Annotated in this window: 16 protein-coding genes; 10 read left to right on the top strand and 6 right to left on the bottom strand. The window is 34.8% G+C overall.

Features of this window, described 5'->3' with window-relative positions; genetic code table 11:
* The first annotated feature begins 341 nt into the window (after positions 1-341).
* The gene (locus ACTJIW_RS02280; protein ID WP_440715612.1) at positions 342-1,859 is read left to right on the top strand and encodes a glycosyl hydrolase family 32; all 1,518 of its coding nucleotides are present in this window, start codon (positions 342-344) and stop codon (positions 1,857-1,859) included.
* Positions 1,860-1,928: 69 nt separating this feature from the next.
* Here ACTJIW_RS02280 and ACTJIW_RS02275 read toward each other — a convergent pair whose 3' ends face one another.
* Genes ACTJIW_RS02275 through ACTJIW_RS02265 form a run of 3 tightly spaced genes read right to left on the bottom strand, consistent with a single transcriptional unit; the run spans position 1,929 to position 3,993 of the window.
* Positions 1,929-3,170 (bottom strand): MFS transporter, encoded by a 1,242-nt coding sequence (locus ACTJIW_RS02275; protein WP_149206995.1) that lies wholly within the window; start codon positions 3,168-3,170, stop codon positions 1,929-1,931.
* 5 nt (positions 3,171-3,175) lie between these two features.
* Complete coding sequence (locus ACTJIW_RS02270) at positions 3,176-3,388, bottom strand: hypothetical protein (RefSeq protein ID WP_044047958.1); 213 nt, start codon at positions 3,386-3,388, stop codon at positions 3,176-3,178.
* A gap of 11 nt (positions 3,389-3,399) precedes the next feature.
* On the bottom strand, positions 3,400-3,993 hold the full coding sequence (locus ACTJIW_RS02265) for a TetR/AcrR family transcriptional regulator (RefSeq protein WP_262410420.1): 594 nt from the start codon (positions 3,991-3,993) through the stop codon (positions 3,400-3,402).
* A 200-nt stretch (positions 3,994-4,193) separates the two neighbouring features.
* Between ACTJIW_RS02265 and ACTJIW_RS02260 the strand changes: the two genes are divergently transcribed.
* The 5 genes from ACTJIW_RS02260 (at position 4,194) to ACTJIW_RS02240 (ending at position 9,724) form a co-directional block, all read left to right on the top strand.
* The gene (locus ACTJIW_RS02260) at positions 4,194-4,595 is read left to right on the top strand and encodes a DoxX family protein (protein WP_044047955.1); all 402 of its coding nucleotides are present in this window, start codon (positions 4,194-4,196) and stop codon (positions 4,593-4,595) included.
* Between the two features lie 278 nt (positions 4,596-4,873).
* Complete coding sequence (locus ACTJIW_RS02255) at positions 4,874-5,209, top strand: hypothetical protein (RefSeq protein WP_440715613.1); 336 nt, start codon at positions 4,874-4,876, stop codon at positions 5,207-5,209.
* A gap of 102 nt (positions 5,210-5,311) precedes the next feature.
* Complete coding sequence (locus ACTJIW_RS02250) at positions 5,312-6,967, top strand: peptidase domain-containing ABC transporter (RefSeq protein WP_440715614.1); 1,656 nt, start codon at positions 5,312-5,314, stop codon at positions 6,965-6,967.
* Positions 6,968-6,969: 2 nt separating this feature from the next.
* Positions 6,970-8,325 carry an HlyD family secretion protein gene (locus ACTJIW_RS02245; protein ID WP_012025936.1) on the top strand — a complete coding sequence of 452 codons (1,356 nt, stop codon included), beginning with the start codon at positions 6,970-6,972 and terminating at the stop codon, positions 8,323-8,325.
* The gene (locus ACTJIW_RS02240) at positions 8,306-9,724 is read left to right on the top strand and encodes a TolC family protein (RefSeq protein ID WP_012025935.1); all 1,419 of its coding nucleotides are present in this window, start codon (positions 8,306-8,308) and stop codon (positions 9,722-9,724) included. Before ACTJIW_RS02245 ends, ACTJIW_RS02240 begins: the two co-directional genes overlap by 20 nt.
* An 83-nt stretch (positions 9,725-9,807) precedes the next feature.
* Here ACTJIW_RS02240 and ACTJIW_RS02235 read toward each other — a convergent pair whose 3' ends face one another.
* Positions 9,808-10,683, bottom strand: a complete 876-nt coding sequence (locus ACTJIW_RS02235; protein ID WP_440715615.1) for an SDR family oxidoreductase — start codon at positions 10,681-10,683, stop codon at positions 9,808-9,810.
* 80 nt (positions 10,684-10,763) lie between these two features.
* Between ACTJIW_RS02235 and ACTJIW_RS02230 the strand changes: the two genes are divergently transcribed.
* Positions 10,764-11,132, top strand: coding sequence for a winged helix-turn-helix transcriptional regulator (locus ACTJIW_RS02230; RefSeq protein WP_012025933.1), 369 nt, complete (start codon positions 10,764-10,766; stop codon positions 11,130-11,132).
* Positions 11,133-11,265: 133 nt separating this feature from the next.
* Here the strand turns inward: ACTJIW_RS02230 and ACTJIW_RS02225 are convergent, their stop codons facing one another.
* Both ACTJIW_RS02225 and ACTJIW_RS02220 read right to left on the bottom strand, forming a co-directional pair.
* Positions 11,266-11,655, bottom strand: coding sequence for a RidA family protein (locus ACTJIW_RS02225; protein WP_440715616.1), 390 nt, complete (start codon positions 11,653-11,655; stop codon positions 11,266-11,268).
* A 95-nt stretch (positions 11,656-11,750) separates the two neighbouring features.
* The gene (locus ACTJIW_RS02220) at positions 11,751-12,353 is read right to left on the bottom strand and encodes a Crp/Fnr family transcriptional regulator (RefSeq protein WP_440715617.1); all 603 of its coding nucleotides are present in this window, start codon (positions 12,351-12,353) and stop codon (positions 11,751-11,753) included.
* A gap of 208 nt (positions 12,354-12,561) precedes the next feature.
* On the opposite strand from ACTJIW_RS02220, the gene ACTJIW_RS02215 reads away from it, so the two are divergent.
* The 3 genes from ACTJIW_RS02215 to ACTJIW_RS02205 all read left to right on the top strand — a co-directional run.
* A complete protein-coding gene (locus ACTJIW_RS02215; protein ID WP_440715618.1) occupies positions 12,562-13,527 on the top strand; it encodes a helix-turn-helix domain-containing protein in 966 nt (321 codons plus the stop codon).
* Between the two features lie 453 nt (positions 13,528-13,980).
* On the top strand, positions 13,981-14,739 hold the full coding sequence (locus ACTJIW_RS02210) for a hypothetical protein (protein WP_440718432.1): 759 nt from the start codon (positions 13,981-13,983) through the stop codon (positions 14,737-14,739).
* A gap of 11 nt (positions 14,740-14,750) precedes the next feature.
* A partial coding sequence (locus ACTJIW_RS02205) for an Ig-like domain-containing protein (protein WP_440718431.1) occupies positions 14,751-17,244 on the top strand: 2,494 nt, incomplete at its 3' end.

Genomic DNA, 17,244 nt, shown 5'->3' with positions numbered 1-17,244 from the left:
GTATGTGAAAAATGCTCCAGCGGAGCATAATATTTATAGCATAATTTATAGCACAATATGCACACCGTGATTTTGAGCTCCAGCGGAGCGAAATATATATGGTTTAAAATATGCCGCTCCGCTGGAGCTTTATGTGCATGAAAATAAATTGTGNTATAAATATTATGCTCCTCCGGAGCTTTCATAGCAAATAAAAAATTAAATAATCGACAACTTCTGAAGGTATTTAAGATGATTAAATATTGTAAAATAATTAAATAATCATGTATGTGAAAAATGCTCCTCCGGAGCTTTCACAGCAAATAAAAAATTATAAACAACCAATTAAATAAGTAATAAAAATGTATTCAGGATCAGGATTTAGCAACTGGGAAATAGGAGACGTTGATATATTTATAGACGAAAATGGTGTACATCATTTATTTCACCTCATTATTCCCAATCACGATTATATTGCCCATGCAGTATCAAAAGACGGACTTTCATGGAAAAGAGTAAAAAATGCTCTTTGGGTTGGAGAACCCGGCGAATGGGATGATGATATGTTGTGGACAATGCATGTGAGTAAAATATCAGGTGGAAAAGGATATGAAATGTATTATACTGGTCTCAAACGTCAGGATAAAGGTATTGAACAGAAAATAGGAAGGGCGTTTTCAAAAGATTTAATTATCTGGAAAAAAGAAAACTTACACGGACTTCCTTTTAAAAGTGAAGCACCGCATTACGAAAGCCCTTCAAATAATCCTCGTGAATGGATTAGTTTTCGAGATCCTTTTAAATACCATTATCAGGGCGAAGATTATTTATTGATTTGTGCCCGAAGCGCTTCTGGACCAACTTACAGACGCGGCTGTATTGGAGTTGCGAAGCTGGAAAAGGAAGGTTTTGTACTTCAAAAACCACTTCATATTCCGTATGTATATGATGATGTTGAATGTCCCTGCGTTGTCGAAATTAAAGGGTCGCATTATCTTTTGGGTTCCATTAGGGAGGATATTAAAGTGCGATATTGGATGGCTCCTGATTTTAAATCAGAGTATTGTGCTTTTCATAATAATGTATTGCTGCCACAAGGAAATTATGCTGCGCGGGTTGTAAAAGACGGTGAGCACTTTTTAATTTATAATTTTTATTTTGCCGATGGAAATGTAAATACGCATCGTGTAATTCCGCCTCCAAAAGAATTGGATATAGATAAAAGCGGAAGACTTCTTTTAAAAACCTATCATCATTGGAACAATTTGTATCAAAAGACGATTTTGCAAAAAGATCTTCCGCAGCCAATGCCCATTTTAGGAAATCCAACTGCCGAATTTGAAATTGAGAATGAAAATAAATGGAGATTTGGATGCCGAAGCGGTTATGAAATTTACTGCTTCGAAAAACCATCAGTAGATTTTGTCTGGGAAGGAACACTTGCGGTAGAAGGAATGGGAAAAACCGGATTTGTAATTGAATGTGATAAAGAAGGAACGGGATATTATATTTCGATAGACTTTATGAACGGTTTTGTGCAGTTTAGAGCCTGGGGATTTAATGAAAAGGATGTAAAGAATAATTTCATTTTTGAAAACATTCAGACCAATCAATTTGAAATTCACGAAACAAAACAGATTTATTTCAAGATAATCCGTTACGGAAATTATTACGAACTTTCGATTAACGAAATTGTAAAACTGACATTACTGGATTTTAAATACAGCGAAGGAAAAATAGGAATCTACGTTTGTTCTGCCGTAGTGGCCGTGACAGATTCACAAATTCATACAATTCCGGAACCCGAAAATGAATATGCTGCATCTGATCCTGATAAATATTTGAAAGATTATATGAGAATCACACAGATTCAGAATTAGGTTTTAAAAACAAAAAACTCCCAATACAATTGGGAGTTTTTCTTTTATAGATTTTATATTCTATAGAAATTAGAATTTATTTGGTTTGCTTTCTACAATCTTACTCACTTTAAATACTAAGTAAATCGTAAGTAACATAATGGCAGAAGCGACCATTGCTAAAATATCATAATGTTCCAGTGGTGCATAACTATCTTTTTGATAGATAATTAATCCGGCAATTACAGCACCAAAACCTCCGGCCATTTGTTGTAAAGAGGAGTTAATACTCATAAAAGCACCACGATCCTGCGGATCAGGAACAGCAGAAGTTAAAGTTGTCGACGGAACCATTCTGCTCATAATAGTTGCCATCATGAATACATTTATAACCAAAACAATCCAGAAAGGCGTAGGGCCAAAATGAGAGTAAATATTAATTAAAATAACGGCCATTACAGTTGCAACCGCAAAGATTTTAAATTTATTTACCTTATCACTCAGTTTACCAATAAACGGCATGGTAAATAAAGTAGCAATTCCTGTAATCATGAATAATAAAGGTAATTCTTCATTTGTCACTTTAAGGTTGTTAATGGCAAAAGCGCTTCCAAAAGGCATCATCATAAAGCCGCCAATAGAAAGCAGGGCAGTAGACAGAAAACCAATTTGATAATTCTTTTTTGAAATGGTATGCACTAAGTGCATAATTGCTGTTTTTTCTTGCTTTAATTTCAAGTGCTCCGTAATAGGCTGTAATTTAGCATAAAGTATGATTGTGATTATAGCCGCCATTGCTGCAATCCATAAAAAAGGTACGTGCCATCCCCATGCGTTAGCAATGTATAAACCAATCGGGATTCCAAGAACCTGGCTTACACCAAATCCCATTTGAATAAATCCCATAACTTTTCCTCTCTGCTGTAAGCTGAATAAATCAGCAACAATAGCAAGAGAAATAGAACCAATTACACCGCCAAATAATCCGGTAAAGATTCGCGCTGCAACTAAAAGGAAAAAGTTTGGTGCCAAAGCACAAAATAAAGTTCCTATAGTAAAACCGATATAAAAGAAAAGCAGCAGTTTTTTCCGGTCAAATTTATCTGCAAAACCAGCTGTCAGTAAGCCTGAGACTCCGGCGCTGAAAGCATAAGCAGAAACAGCAACACCAAATTGAGAGGCCGTGATTTTTAAAGTCTTCATCATAATATCTCCAAGAGGCGACATTACCATGAAATCTAATACAACAGTAAATTGTGTAATGGCTAATAAAAATATAACCAGTTTTTGATAGCCGTTAAAACTGGGTTTCTGAGTTTGATTTTCGTTCATATATATTATTGTAATTCTTTGCAGTCAAAATCGTGAAAATTCAATAAATCGATTATTTGTCCTGCATTTAGTTTTTCGCTTATAATTCTAAGTACACAGTCAATATCCTCCTGATCGATTGTCCATTGTAATATTGATTTGTTGGCGTTTAGAAACGTCGCGATTTTGTTTTTACTTGACTCTGTTTTTATATTAGTTGCGAATATCAGTACATTCATAACATAAAAATTTAAGGTGTTAATGCTTTAATTATTAAGCTTAATGTTTCTTTTTGGACTTCTTTTGTTAACGTGAAAGGCGTGTTACCACCAAGTCCTCTTCCTTTTTCATGAAAACGAAGTAAATTGTACAAAGGCCCGTAAGCGATACTCCAGAAAACTTCTTTAGAAACAGGAACAATCTCTTTTCTTTCGATAGCTCCCTGCAGAAACTGCATCATGATTACCTTAAAATCAGCCAGGCTTTCTTTAATTATATCTTCGCCATAATTAGAGTTTTGAAGAATTTCCCAGCAGGCAATTTTATCTGTGTTTTCCATCATAAACGACGAACGGTTTTCCCATTGTTTGGCAAGACCTTCTGCAAAAGGCATGTCAGGAGAAAAACCTTTTAAAGAACTTTTAAAAAAATAAGTGCCCAGTTCGGTTCCCACTTTTTTGATCAAATCTTCTTTATCAGTATAATAAATATAAAGAGTCGCTACAGATATACCACATTCTTTTGCTAATCGATTCATTGCAAAGCCCTCGATGCCATGCTTTACAATCATTTCAATGGTCTTCTGTTTGACTATTTCTTCTTTATTAGTATCTCTCGTTCTCAATATAAAAGGATTTTTGTTGATGCAAAGTTATAATAATAAATGAATGTTTGCTTATTTATGAAAAATATTTTTTTTAGAATAATTATATTAAAACAAACTGTTATGCTTTTTTTATTATTTTTACTACTAACAGCTATCATATTAACCTGATTTTGTATGAGATACTGATTTTGCTTTACTAACTTTTAATTACTAAAAAAATGAGAAAAAACAACGATTTTGGTCTGCTGATACTTCGTATAGCAGTAGGACTTTTGATGCTTCTTCACGGTATTGGAAAACTTGGCGGCGGTTTAGAATTTATAAGCGGCATGCTTGAAGGAAAAGGAATTCCGGGTTTCATTGCTTACGGAGTTTTAATAGGCGAAATTCTAGCACCTATTTTAATAATAATTGGTTTTAGAACCAGAATCGGAGCTTTGCTTTTGGCAGTTAACTGTTTAGCCGCTGTTCTGTTAGTTCATTCTGCAGATATAGCTAAATTAAGTGATACCGGAGGCTGGGCAATAGAACTCGTTGGATTATACTTTTTTGGTGCACTTGCTTTATTTTTTACAGGCGGAGGAAGTCTGGCAGCTTCAAAAAACAACAAATGGGATTAAATAATAAAAACAGAAGTATATTACAGTTAATCAGTTATTTGTAATAAAATTCTACAGATATAAAAAAGAGGCTTTCGAGTCTCTTTTTTTGTACATTCTTTTAAGAAAAAAATAACAGCATCAGTACCCAAAACACCCAAATTCTAATGTTATTTTAATGTAGCACCCAAGATTTCGTTCTAACTTGCGCCCCTTTAAGGATTGGAAAAATGTTGAGTCAAATTAAAAATAGTATTTTATGTAAATGCCTTCAGGCGTTGCTGATCGGCTATTTTTTAATGAGTAGTATCAACGTATCAGGCACCTTCGGAAGAATTATAAATAATAATACCGAAACACATTCTGTTAAAGGAATGACTTGTAATTTTTTAAAGAAAATTTTTAAATGCGACGGTATTCCCGAAGAACTGGATGATTACGAAACAAAAGATACCAAAACTACAAAACTTGCCAAAGGGATTCCGTTATTAGAATATCTTGTTCCGGCTCATACCACACTCACTGGTTATGGTTTTCAACTGCAGGCAAAAGAAAAAAACTACATAGACAATTCTGTTTTTTCGTTTGGGTTTCATGGCAAAATTGATATACCGCCTCCACGAGTTATCATATAAATACTTAATTTTGTAAGGATTAGACATTTTTTTGTAATCCTTAATATGGTTTTTACCGTATATTAATATCTATCTATTAATCTTGTATTTATATATAAATTCATGACACCATTACAACGTTTTTACAACTTACTCAGACTGGATAAGCGCGACGTATATCAAATTATATTTTATGCTGCTTTTGCCGGTTTGGTTAACCTCTCACTTCCTTTAGGAATACAGGCGATTATTAATTTTATTCAAAGCGGACAACTGAGTGTTTCCTGGATTGTTTTAGTAATTTTGGTTACTATTGGTGTAGGTTTTGGCGGTATCTTAACCATTTTACAGCTTAGGATAGTTGAGAACCTGCAGCAGCGAATTTTCGTTCGTTCGTCTTTTGAATTTGCGTACAGAATGCCTTTAATTAAATTTAAAGAAATGTATTCTGAATATGCACCCGAAAAAGCAAACCGTTTCTTTGATACTTTAATGGTTCAAAAAGGAACAGCAAAACTATTACTGGACTTTTGTACGGCATTCCTGCAGGTTGGTCTGGGGATTATTTTACTGGTTTTGTACCATTCTTTCTTCATGGTAATAGGCCTTTTGTTTATCGCTATTTTGTATATCATTTTTAAATTTTCGTACAGGGACGGACTTGAAACGAGTCTTAACGAATCGAAGTTTAAATATAAAGTAGCAGCATGGCTTCAGGAAATTGCACGCAACCGCGAAAGCTTTCGCAGAAAGGGAGGTTTTGAATATGCATTAGAAAGAAACGACGGTTATGTTAGTCAATATGTCAATTACCGTGAAAAGCACTTTCAGGTAATGAAAAAGCAATACATTCAGCTTACTATTTTTAAAGTAATTGTTACAGCTGCCTTATTGTCAATTGGTGGTTTTCTGGTAATTCACCATCAAATGAACATTGGGCAGTTTGTGGCAGCTGAAATTGTAATTGTACTTTTAATCAATTCTGTAGAAAAAATAATTTTTGGTCTGGAATCTTTTTATGATGTACTAACCTCTGTAGAAAAAATTGGACAGGTTACAGATATGGAAACTGCATGTATTCCAAACACATCAGATGTAAGCGATACAGGCATTAATATAGAAACCGAAAGTGTAGCTTACAATTATCCTGAGCATAGTAAAAAGTCACTTAAAAATATTAACCTGAAAATCTCTCAGGGAGAAAAAATTATTTTAAGAGGAACAAACGGTGCAGGAAAAAGTACATTATTGCGATTACTGGCAGGCTTACTTGAGCCGGAAAGCGGTGCAATGTATGTTACAGACAATTACATGAACCGTCTGGATGAAGATACTTACAGAGCGCAGGCGGGAACTTTTTTACAAGGCGACACGCTGTTTGCGGGAACGATTAGAGAAAATATCCTTTTTGGAAACGAAACACTTAATAATGACGATTTAAAATGGGCTTTAGACAACGTTGGTTTAACGCCGGATATTAAAACTTTCCCTAACGGACTGGAACATCAGATTCATCCGGGCGGACGTGAACTTTCGGCTTCTGATGTTCAAAAAATTCTTTTGGCAAGAAGCATCGTGAACAAACCTAATATATTATTCCTTGAAGATCCGGTTGATAAAATGGATGAATTGACTTCTGGTAAAATTGTTGATTTTTTACTTTCTGAAGAAAATGACTGGACGGTAATTGTTACTTCTAAAAATGACATCTGGAAGAACAAATGCGGTCGTATGATAACGATTGACGATGGAAAAATTATTAACGACATAAAGCTATAATCATGCTCAATATATCTAAAGATAATAACATACTTATAACTCCGGGCAAATACAAGTCGATTACAAGTGTTGCCAAGAGACCGCATTATCAAATTTTAAACAGGGTAATCATTGGATTTCTGATATTTTCAGTTGCCTGTCTGTTCCTGCCGTGGACTCAGAATATTTCGGGAAGCGGTTCAGTTACTACTTTAAAACCAGACCAAAGACCACAGACAGTGCATAATGCAATTGCCGGGCGTATCGAAAAATGGTATGTTCAGGAAGGTGATTATGTAAAGAAAGGCGATACAATCGTTTTTATTTCTGAGGTAAAAGAAGATTACTTAGATCCTAATTTGGTTAACAATACCAAACAGCAGGTCGATGCTAAAAAAATGGCTGTAGAATCTTATGGAGACAAAGTAAACTCTCTTGATGTACAGGCTCAGTCGCTTAATACAGAAAGAGAACTGAAACTGCAGCAAGCTCAAAATAAAATTAAACAAGCCCAGCTGAAAATTAAAAGTGACAGCATGGATCTTGAAGCGGTAAAAACGCAGTTAAGAATTGCTAAAACCCAGTTTGACCGTTCTACAGCGCTTAATAAAGAAGGTTTAAAACCGCTTACAGATGTGGAGCAGAAAAGATTAAAACTTCAGGAATCTGAAGCTTATATCATTACACAGCAAAATAAACTGTTAAGCAGTAAAAACGAATTGATTAATGCGAGAGTTGAAATTAATCGAATCACGGCTGAATATTCTGAAAAGATTTCAAAATCAAGAAGCGATAAATTTACCGCTTTGAGTACACAATACGATACAGAAGCACAGGTAAATAAACTGGAAAACCAGTATACAAATTACAGATTAAGAAACGGTTTGTACTACATTACAGCGCCGCAAAGCGGTTATGTAAACCGTGCTTTACTGGCTGGTCTTGGAGAAACTATTAAAGAAGGAACTCCAATTGTGAGTATTATGCCGTCTAGTTATGATATTGCCGTTGAAACTTATGTTGATCCTATCGATCTTCCACTGGTTCACCGAGGTGCAAAAGTGAGAGTTTGGTTTGACGGATGGCCGAGAATTGTTTTCTCTGGATGGCCGGGATTATCATACGGAACGTATGGTGGTAAAATTGTGGCAATTGAAAATTTTATCAGTGCCAACGGAAAATACAGAGTCCTGATTTCTCCAGATGGTGTAGATAATAAATGGCCAAAAGAACTAAGTATTGGAGCAGGAGCGCAAAGTATTGCTCTGCTTGAAACAGTTTCTGTTTGGTATGAAATATGGCGTAACCTAAATGGTTTCCCTCCAAATTATTATAAAGCAGACGAAAAAGACGCAAAAAATGGAAAAGACAAAAAATAAATTGAAATACGTTGTACGACTGTTTTCTCTCTTATTTTTATTCGGTTTTTCGACTTCTTATGGTCAGGATTTTAATAAAGAGGAACTTAGTTACAGCGAGTTTTTAGGATATGTAAAAAAATACCATCCGCTGGTAAAACAGGCCAATCTGGAAATAAGCAATGCTCAGGCGGCGCTTATGGCAGCGCGTGGTGGATTTGACCCGAAAATTGAAGTAGATTACAGTAAAAAAGAATTTAAAGGAACCGAATATTATTCATTACTAAACAGCAGTTTCAAAATCCCGACCTGGTACGGAATTGAAATTAAAGCTGGTTTTGATGATACAGACGGACAATATTACAATCCGCAGAATCGTACGCCGGAAGCCGGATTGACTTCTCTGGGAATCAGTGTCGCACTGGGACAGGGAATGTTTATCAATCAACGTATGGCTGATGTCAGGGAAGGAAAACTGCAGTTGAAATTAAGCGATGCACAAAGAAAACTGAAAGCAATTGAAGTTTTGTACAAAGCAAGTGAAGCGTATTTTGAGTGGAGAAAAAGCTACAATGAAGCAGAACTTTATAAAAGGTATTTAGGTTTTGCAAGCACTCGTTTTCAGGGTGTAAAAAAACTGATAGAACTTGGCGATGCGCCTGCAATTGACAGTGTTGAAGCCGGAATTACGGTTAGAAACCGTGAATTAAACGTTGAAAACGGAAATTTGAAACTGGCAAAAGCGCAATTGTATCTGTCTAATTATTTATGGATTGAAAACGTTCCGGTTGAATTGGGAGAAATGGTAAAACCCGAAGAAAACTTAATTCTTACGCTTGAAGGAACACTTAAAACAGATGCTATGATGGTTGATGTTGAAAGTTTAGAATCTCACCCTAAAATTCAGGCTCTGGAAACTAAAATGGACATGCTTGAAATTGGCAGAAAACTAAAAGCAAATTCATTGCTTCCAAAATTAAATGTAGGCTATAATTACATTTCAGAACCTGCTTATTTTGATTCTTTTAATGCTGATGATTATAAGTTTAATGTAGATTTTAGTATTCCAATTTTCCTGAGAAAGGAGAGAGGTAGCCTTAAAATAGCCAAACTTAAAATTCAGGATTTAAAGTTTGATATTGAACAGCAGCGGCTTGAACTGAAAAATAAAATTAAAGCACAGCAGACTGAAATTGCCTCTTTAAAAAGACAAAAAAGAGTGATTGATAATCTGGTTAAAGATTATACTACTATGCTTAATTCTGAAGAAAAATTATTCTCTTTTGGAGAAAGTTCCATATTCCTGATTAATTCAAGAGAAAATAATCTGGTGAGCGCCAAGTTATCTCAGATAGGAATAGAGAATCAGTTTTATATTTCAAATGCCGAATTGTATAAGATTCTGGCAAATCCAGATTAATTTTTTTTCAGCTTAGTTATTGTTTTAAAAAAAAGCAGCAAATATGTTTGCTGCTTTTTTTGATTGATATCAGAACTTATATTTTAGAATTTTGAGGCAAATTCTTTTGCAAAATCTTCCAGTTTTGTTTTTCCATCAACAGATAAATTGCTTTTTAAGAAATCTTCGGCAATTTTTCCATTACGCAAACCTGTTCCCATTTCAGCATACAGTTTAGCTATTTCTTCAGGTATTCCGGCTTGTGCCATTCCTTGAAGTGATTGTTCGTCAGTAAATTCAATCCACGGTAAATCAGATTTATCAATCGCAGTTCCTAAAACTTTAGCTAAATCTCCCGGTGTACGAACATCACTGATAATATAACGGATGTTTTTTCCAGATGGATTTTTTTCTAATTCTTCGGCTGCAGCCTGAGCAATATCTGCTGGGTGAACTAAAGGTATTTTTGCATCCGAAGGGAAATTTCCTCCCATAATTCCAGCTCCTTTAATCATCGGAACATCATTATAAAAATTGGTGTAAAAATAGCCCGCTCTTAAAAATGTAATTGAAGTGTTTAGTTCGTTGTACAATTTTTCGATATTGTAAAGTCCGGCAATTGGACCATTTCCCGTTGGTAAATCAGCGCCAATACTGCTTAACATAACAATACGTTTAATGTTTGTTGCTGCTATAGCTTTCGCGAAAGCGTTTCCTGCTTCGGTAGTATTTGCAATTACATTCTGGCCTCCCAAATTTGGCGGAGTCATGGCAAAAAGAGCGTCGGCACCTTTTAATGTTTCGGTTAAAAACGTACTGTCGCTTACTGAACCAATCGCTGCTTTGGCACCTAAATTTTCGATTACTGCTTTTTTGTTAGAATCACTGCTGATTACTGTTACGTCGTGTCCTGCACCTATAAGTTTTTCTGTTAAAGGTTTTCCGATGTTCCCTAAAGAACCTGATACTATAATTTTCATATATATAATTTTTTTTATTACAGTTACAAAGGTATCTTTGTACTTACTTTTACACAAGTACTTACCCTAAAGTATGTATCATGACAGCAATTAAAGAAACATCGACAATTCAGGAAAATAAGCAGTATGCCTTAGAAAAATGTCCCGTAACATTTGTGATGGAAAAAATAGGAGGGTATTGGAAACCTATAATTCTATATCATTTATCAACTGGCGATAAGCGTTACAGCGAATTAAAAAGGGCAATTCCGACTGTAACCGAAAAAATGCTCATTCAGCATTTAAAACAATTAGAAGCAGATGGTTTGGTAATAAGAGAAGCAAAACCTGTTGTTCCGCCTTTTGTAACTTATAGACTCAGCACTGCCGGTGAAGGTTTGCTTCCGGTTATAGATGCGATGGCTTCGTGGGCTTTTAAGGTGAAAGACGGGGTTTATTCGGTGAAATGAAATTTAAGGTACTGAGATGCTAAGGTTCTAAGCTTCTAAGTTTTTTACAATCTTTGTCAAAGCTTAAAACCTTGAAAAAGAAGGCTCAGTATCTTAGCATCTTAGAACCTTAGAACCTCAGTACCTCAGTACCTTATTTAACAACCGTAGCTTCAAGTTCAACTTTTAAGGTTTCAAATAGGCTTTTTACTTCCATTAAAGTTGTGGCTTGTTTAATATTATGCTTCGCTGCCCAATCCTGAATAATAGAAAAATGAGGCCACAGTTCATGAGTTGCTGTAGTGTAAATATTCAATCTAACAATACCGCTGCATTCATAGCCGGCTTCTGTTATTACTTGTTCGAGGTTTTTTATGGCAAGTTTTAACTGCGATTCCATATCTTCATTACTCGAAATTCCGTCTGCACTTATGGCGGTTTGTCCGGGAACGTATAATGTTCCCTGCGGATTTTTAACTTCTACGGCTTGTACATAACTGCGTTCATTTTGCCATTCCCACGGATTTATGATTCTTTTTTCCATTTCTTTTTTATTTAAAATTTATACTGCAAAATTGTAAATAAGAAACGGAATCAGGTCTTGACATTTCTCACGAATAAAATGTGAGCTTTGTCACATCAAGAAGATAATCTGCTTAGGGTTTCTCTGGAAACACCTAAATAAGAAGCAATTAAGCTTTTTGGAATTCGCTGGATTAGAGAAGGGTATTGTTTAAGAAACTGCTCGTAACGCTCTTTTGAACTGAAAGCCATTGAGGAAATAATACGGCGCTGCGAACTAAGGAATCCAAAAGTGGCTTTTTCCAGAAAAAAGCGTTCCATTTTCTGCAGACCGCTGCATAAGTTTTTATAATCTTCAAATGAAAAACAAAGTACTTCGGTATCTTCCAGGCATTCTAACGACATTGTTGCTTCGGTTTGGGTAAAGAACGCATAATAATCGCTTTCCCACCAGTCTTCCATGGCAAACGAAACAATATGTTCTTTTTCGGAATCATCGGTGTAAACCAATTTTAAAAGACCTGAAACTATAAAAAAGGAATAAACGGATTTATCTCCTTTTTGGATTAAAAACTGATGTTTTTTAAATTTTTTTACAGAAAAGTGCTGACTTACAAATGAAAATTCTTCATCTGTCAGTTGGACAATTTTTTCAATATGTTCGCGGAATTTTAACTGCATAGGAATTTCAAAGTTATTTAAAATTATCAATGAAATCATATTTTTTTAAAGGTTATAAAATTCATTTTTTTTATTTTTGTATGCTAAACTCCTTATTGACTATAAGGTAAGAACAAATTTATATCCGCCTCGAACTGCTTTAATTTTTATGACTTTAGATAATTGGCCTAAACATATTCAGAAATATCTTTTTTTATTGAAGGATGGTTTCTTTCAATTTCCTTATTTGTTCAATTCTCCGCAAATAATGTTAGATAGTATGTTAAAACTGCCTATTACAAGGCATTTTCCTGAAAAACGTCTTATTACTTTTAATACATCTTTGTGTAAAGCAAAAATGTATTACAGAGAAATGGATCAAGGTTTTTGGCTTTTGACATTTTATCTAAATATGAAGGAAAACATTATGGCGCTTTCCGGTTATGATAAAAAGCAGAGCAGCGAATATTACCTTTTAACTTTTTCGATTTTTGAATATAAATTTCCTTTGAAAGACGGCAGTGCTTTAAATCTTTTAAGTACTTGCTGGACAATCAGCAAACCTAATACAGAGATTTCCAGTTATTTTTATAAACAAGCCAATGGAAAATTCTTCAGCATAGCTATTCATAAAGATTGGGCTAAAAAGAATTTAACTTCTAAAAAATTCAAACAAAGAAAAACGATTTTAAATTTCCTGAATGGAAAAAGAGGATCTTATACCTGGCTGGACATTTCGCAGAAGGCGCATGAAGTTGGCGCTGAGTTATCTGATTTATTGGAAAAAGAAAACAATTCTGAAGCAGATAACATTGCGATCAAAAAGAAGTCAATGAAGTTAGTAACAGAGTTTTTTGATAATTGTTTTATTGATACTCGTATTGAAGATAATATTTCTTTAACCAATCTGGATTATCTGAACGTATCGAGAGCAGAGAAGATTATCCTGCAAAATCTTCATCTTCCTTTTATTGGGATAGAATATATAGCCAAAGAAGTTAACATGTCGACTACCAAATTAAAAGCAAATTTTAAAGCTGTTTTTGGGTTTTCGATGCTGCAATACCATAAAGAAAAAAACATGATGCTTGCAGAACAGCTGGTTAAAAAATCAGATTTTAGTATTCAGGAAATTGCTGTAGTTGCAGGTTATGATTCGGCTGGAAGATTCGCTTCTAGTTTTAAGAAAAGATTTGGCAAACTGCCCTCAGAAGCTCGTTTTCAGGTGATTTGAAAACTAAAATTTCCAAAAAAAATATTTTCTTCCCATTTTTTGATTTAATTCTTTGTAAATCAGTAAAAATATAATTGTTTCATTTATAGTGTTTTAAAAACACTTATTGCGGTTTTTACGTAGAGTTTTTCTCGCAGGTTATATAGATTCGCATTTCGACTAAAATATGTCCGAATTGACTATTCACAGCTTTATTTTTCCTCTACATTTGGCCGCGAAAGAAGTGATTGACGCTTTTTAGAAATTACATATTTCAGCTGTCAGTCCTTTGTCTTTGCTGTTCTTACAGCATTTTATAAAATTTTATTACAAACAGAAATGCGCCGGATTTTCAAAAAAATGAAATCTGAGCGTACAGGGATTTTTTATGCTTTTTTGTGAATTTTTAATTATTGATTATATATGGTGAACTTTACTTATTTTAAAAACTTAACGTGTAATAAAGATCGGACTTTGAAGCAGTTCTTAGTTAGTTTTTTATTGTTTTCATCTGCTGAAAATGATTTTATGCAGACAGGAAAAAAAGCTTCAACAACAAGTTTAAACTTTAAAAAACAAGTTGTTTCTCTTCTTATTTTCATTTTATTAATTGGTCATACATCTGAAGCTCAAAATCAAATTGGTTTTGCGTCAAATCAATATTACAAAGTGATTTCATTTGGAGAAAAAATTGATTTTGATAATATAGATCCAACTATAACGTGGGCTATATCTAATGCTAAGAATAATATCTACAACACTCTGCGAGGTAATGAAATTAATGAGTATATATTTCAGGAACCTGGTGAGTACGAAATTAATTTTCAGGAAAATAAGAAGCATGATGAAGGATGCCACCATCCAGCGTTTGAAGAAAGATTTAAAGTAAAAGTTGAATCTGTGAGATTGACTTTTGATTTTTCTAAAATCTCATTTTCGGAAAAAATCGTGAAGGGAAGAAATTATTCAAATTTAATAATTACTGTTCCTGCAAAAATTACTACAAAAGATAATTCCAATACAAAATTACCAGCACCGAGAATGTCGGTTGCGGGATTAGGTGTTTCTTTTACTGTTGAACCAGTTGAAACTGAAATTGCTATTGGTAATAAAACACAATTATTGAAATATAAACTATCAGGAATCGTCAATCAGGAAACGTATCTGATGTTTGATTTTCATGATTTTAATAATCAGGTTCAAACCTATAATCTACCTCAGGTAATAAAATAATCGAGTTATTTATGATAAAAAACTACTTTAATTTTAATAGCGCACTCAGTGTAAAAAAGGCAATTACTTTGTTTCTTGTTTTTTTTATATTCAGTCAGGTATCAAATGCACAATGTGCTATTCCTGTTCAGGGATGTTCAGGTACCAATTTATCGAATTTTGGTGCTGATTCTAATAGTGATGCATCATCAATAGAATACGATAACTTTATATCAAGTTTTCACAGTACTATTGTACGAACTTCAGATGGTTCTCTTCAAGTTTGGGGAGAAAGGATGGCAAATAACGGAACATCCAATTTAACAACATCTCGAACAATAAACAGAACAAATTTCCCTGCATTAAGCGCTGGAGCTACAGTACTAAAAGGAGCATTGGGGAGTAATTCATCTAGTTCTACTCAAGCGATAGTTTTGGCTACAGATGGATTGTATGCATGGGGTACAGCAGGAGCCGTTTTAGCTGCCAGTATTACTACTAGTGCAGCATTTCAGAAAATCACAATTGCTGGAAATGCTAACGGATTACCAACGGGTGTAAATCCAAGTGATGTAAAAATGATGTTTGCTACCTATGGAACATTAGCTATAACAACCTGCAGCGGAGATGTATGGGTTATTTCCCAAACTGCAAATGTTAGAGGAAATGGAGCTTCAGGTGATGCTTTAAATTGGTATCGAGTAACGACTACAGAGAACGGTAATCCATTTTTGAGCAATGTTGTTGCTTGTAGAGGAAGTTATAACAGCCTTATGGCTTTGAAATCAGATGGTACAGTGTATGTTTGGGGAACTAGTGTTTATTTAGGAAATAATAGCGCTAGCGGGAATCAGTCTAGAGCAGCGCAAATGACGCTTCCTGCCTCAATAATTCCAAAAATGATTGGTTCAACTGGACCAGACGGTGTAAAATCTTATTATGTTTTAGCAACTAATGGTAATTTGTACGGTCTAGGAAGAAATACAAATAAACAGTTAGGTGACTGGGATCCTGTAAACAGATTATCATGGGTACAACCAAGATATAACTCTGTAAATGGTCCTGTTATGAATGATATTAAGTGGTTTAGTGTCCAAGAACATGATACTGAATATAGCGCTGTGAATGTCATAAATAATAATTATAATCTATATGCTTTTGGACAAAATAATAAAAGTTTACTTGGAGGTGTAAGTACGAGCGCCACTATAGATCCTGTTATGCCGTTTGGGGTATCTGCTTCTGATAGAATTTTAGCTGTGGAAACAGGAGGACATACCTCAATGATTGTTAAAAGATGTGAATCAAGATTTGGTTATGTTGGTCATAGGTATAGTGGTAGTATGGGGAATGGCTCAGGTGATGACGTAATAGAGACTACTTATACTTTTGCAACAGCCAACGTACAAATTTGCGGTGCAGAATCAAATCCAGTTATTCAGCCAATTTCATTAGGAGGTGGACCGGATTCTAAATATTGTATTGATGATCCTGTTTTATTAAATCCAACTCCTGCAGGAGGAACATTAGAGCTTGTAAGCGGTCCAGGGACCTTAAATGGAAACACTTTAAGTTTTACCGGTGTTGGTACTGTTCAAGTTCGATATACAGTTACTACTTCGTGTGGAGGTACTACTGTAACTAACAGAAGTTTTGAAGGAGCACTTTGTCCTGCAGATCTTCAAATTTCAAAAACGGCAGATAATTCTAATCCAAGTGTAGGCAATAATGTTGTATTTACAATTACAGCCAAAAACAACGGGCCATACAAAGCTACAGGAGTTACAGTAAGCGATGCACTTCCATCTGGGTATACTTTTGTAAGCGCAGTACCTTCAACAGGTACGTGGTCTGCACCAAACTGGACTGTTGGATCTCTTACAAACGGTTCAAGTGCAACTTTAGCCGTAACTGCCACAGTAAAAGCTGCAGGATCGTATGCTAATACGGCAAGTATTTCTGGAAATAATCCTGATAGTACAACAGGAAATAATTCGGCAACAGCTACACCTTTAGTTCAGACGAATCTTTCGGTAACGAAAACGGTAAATAATACTACTCCTAATGTGGGAGATCAGGTTACTTTTACTATTACAGCTTCAAATGCCGGACCTAGTGGTGCGACAGGCGTAACAGTTACAGATAATCTTCCATCCGGATATACTTTTGTAAGTGCAACGCCTTCTACAGGTACATGGTCTGCACCAGACTGGACGATTGGAGATCTTGCCAATGGTGCAAGTGCAACCCTTAGTATGACAGCAAAAGTAAATGCAACAGGTTCTTATGCTAATACTGCTTCTATTTCAGGTTCGCAAAATGACCCAACACCAGGAAACAATTCTGGTTCAGCTACACCAACTGTGAATCATAATCCAATAGCAGTATTAGATACTTATACAGTTGCAGAGGACAACACGGTTACTTTAACTCCGTTAAGCAACGACTCAGATGTTGATGGTAATACTATTAGTATTGTTTCAATTAACGGAACAGCTTTAACAGGTTTAGCACAAGTTATTACAG

It is taken from the genome of Flavobacterium sp. 22659 (genome assembly GCF_052044235.1).
Classification (GTDB): Bacteria; Bacteroidota; Bacteroidia; order Flavobacteriales; family Flavobacteriaceae; genus Flavobacterium; species Flavobacterium johnsoniae.
This window is presented reverse-complemented; position numbering and strand designations above follow the sequence as displayed.

Bases quoted from the DNA above. Each gene is read 5' to 3' on its own strand.
- ACTJIW_RS02250 (WP_440715614.1), top strand. From the start codon at position 5,312: ATGACACCATTACAACGTTTTTACAACTTACTCAGACTGGATAAGCGC.
- ACTJIW_RS02270 (WP_044047958.1), bottom strand. From the start codon at position 3,388: ATGAATGTACTGATATTCGCAACTAATATAAAAACAGAGTCAAGTAAA.
- ACTJIW_RS02220 (WP_440715617.1), bottom strand. From the start codon at position 12,353: ATGATTTCATTGATAATTTTAAATAACTTTGAAATTCCTATGCAGTTA.
- ACTJIW_RS02230 (WP_012025933.1), top strand. From the start codon at position 10,764: ATGACAGCAATTAAAGAAACATCGACAATTCAGGAAAATAAGCAGTAT.
- ACTJIW_RS02260 (WP_044047955.1), top strand. From the start codon at position 4,194: ATGAGAAAAAACAACGATTTTGGTCTGCTGATACTTCGTATAGCAGTA.
- ACTJIW_RS02245 (WP_012025936.1), top strand. From the start codon at position 6,970: ATGCTCAATATATCTAAAGATAATAACATACTTATAACTCCGGGCAAA.
- ACTJIW_RS02215 (WP_440715618.1), top strand. From the start codon at position 12,562: ATGTTAGATAGTATGTTAAAACTGCCTATTACAAGGCATTTTCCTGAA.
- ACTJIW_RS02225 (WP_440715616.1), bottom strand. From the start codon at position 11,655: ATGGAAAAAAGAATCATAAATCCGTGGGAATGGCAAAATGAACGCAGT.
- ACTJIW_RS02255 (WP_440715613.1), top strand. From the start codon at position 4,874: ATGAGTAGTATCAACGTATCAGGCACCTTCGGAAGAATTATAAATAAT.
- ACTJIW_RS02240 (WP_012025935.1), top strand. From the start codon at position 8,306: ATGGAAAAGACAAAAAATAAATTGAAATACGTTGTACGACTGTTTTCT.
- ACTJIW_RS02280 (WP_440715612.1), top strand. From the start codon at position 342: ATGTATTCAGGATCAGGATTTAGCAACTGGGAAATAGGAGACGTTGAT.
- ACTJIW_RS02235 (WP_440715615.1), bottom strand. From the start codon at position 10,683: ATGAAAATTATAGTATCAGGTTCTTTAGGGAACATCGGAAAACCTTTA.
- ACTJIW_RS02275 (WP_149206995.1), bottom strand. From the start codon at position 3,170: ATGAACGAAAATCAAACTCAGAAACCCAGTTTTAACGGCTATCAAAAA.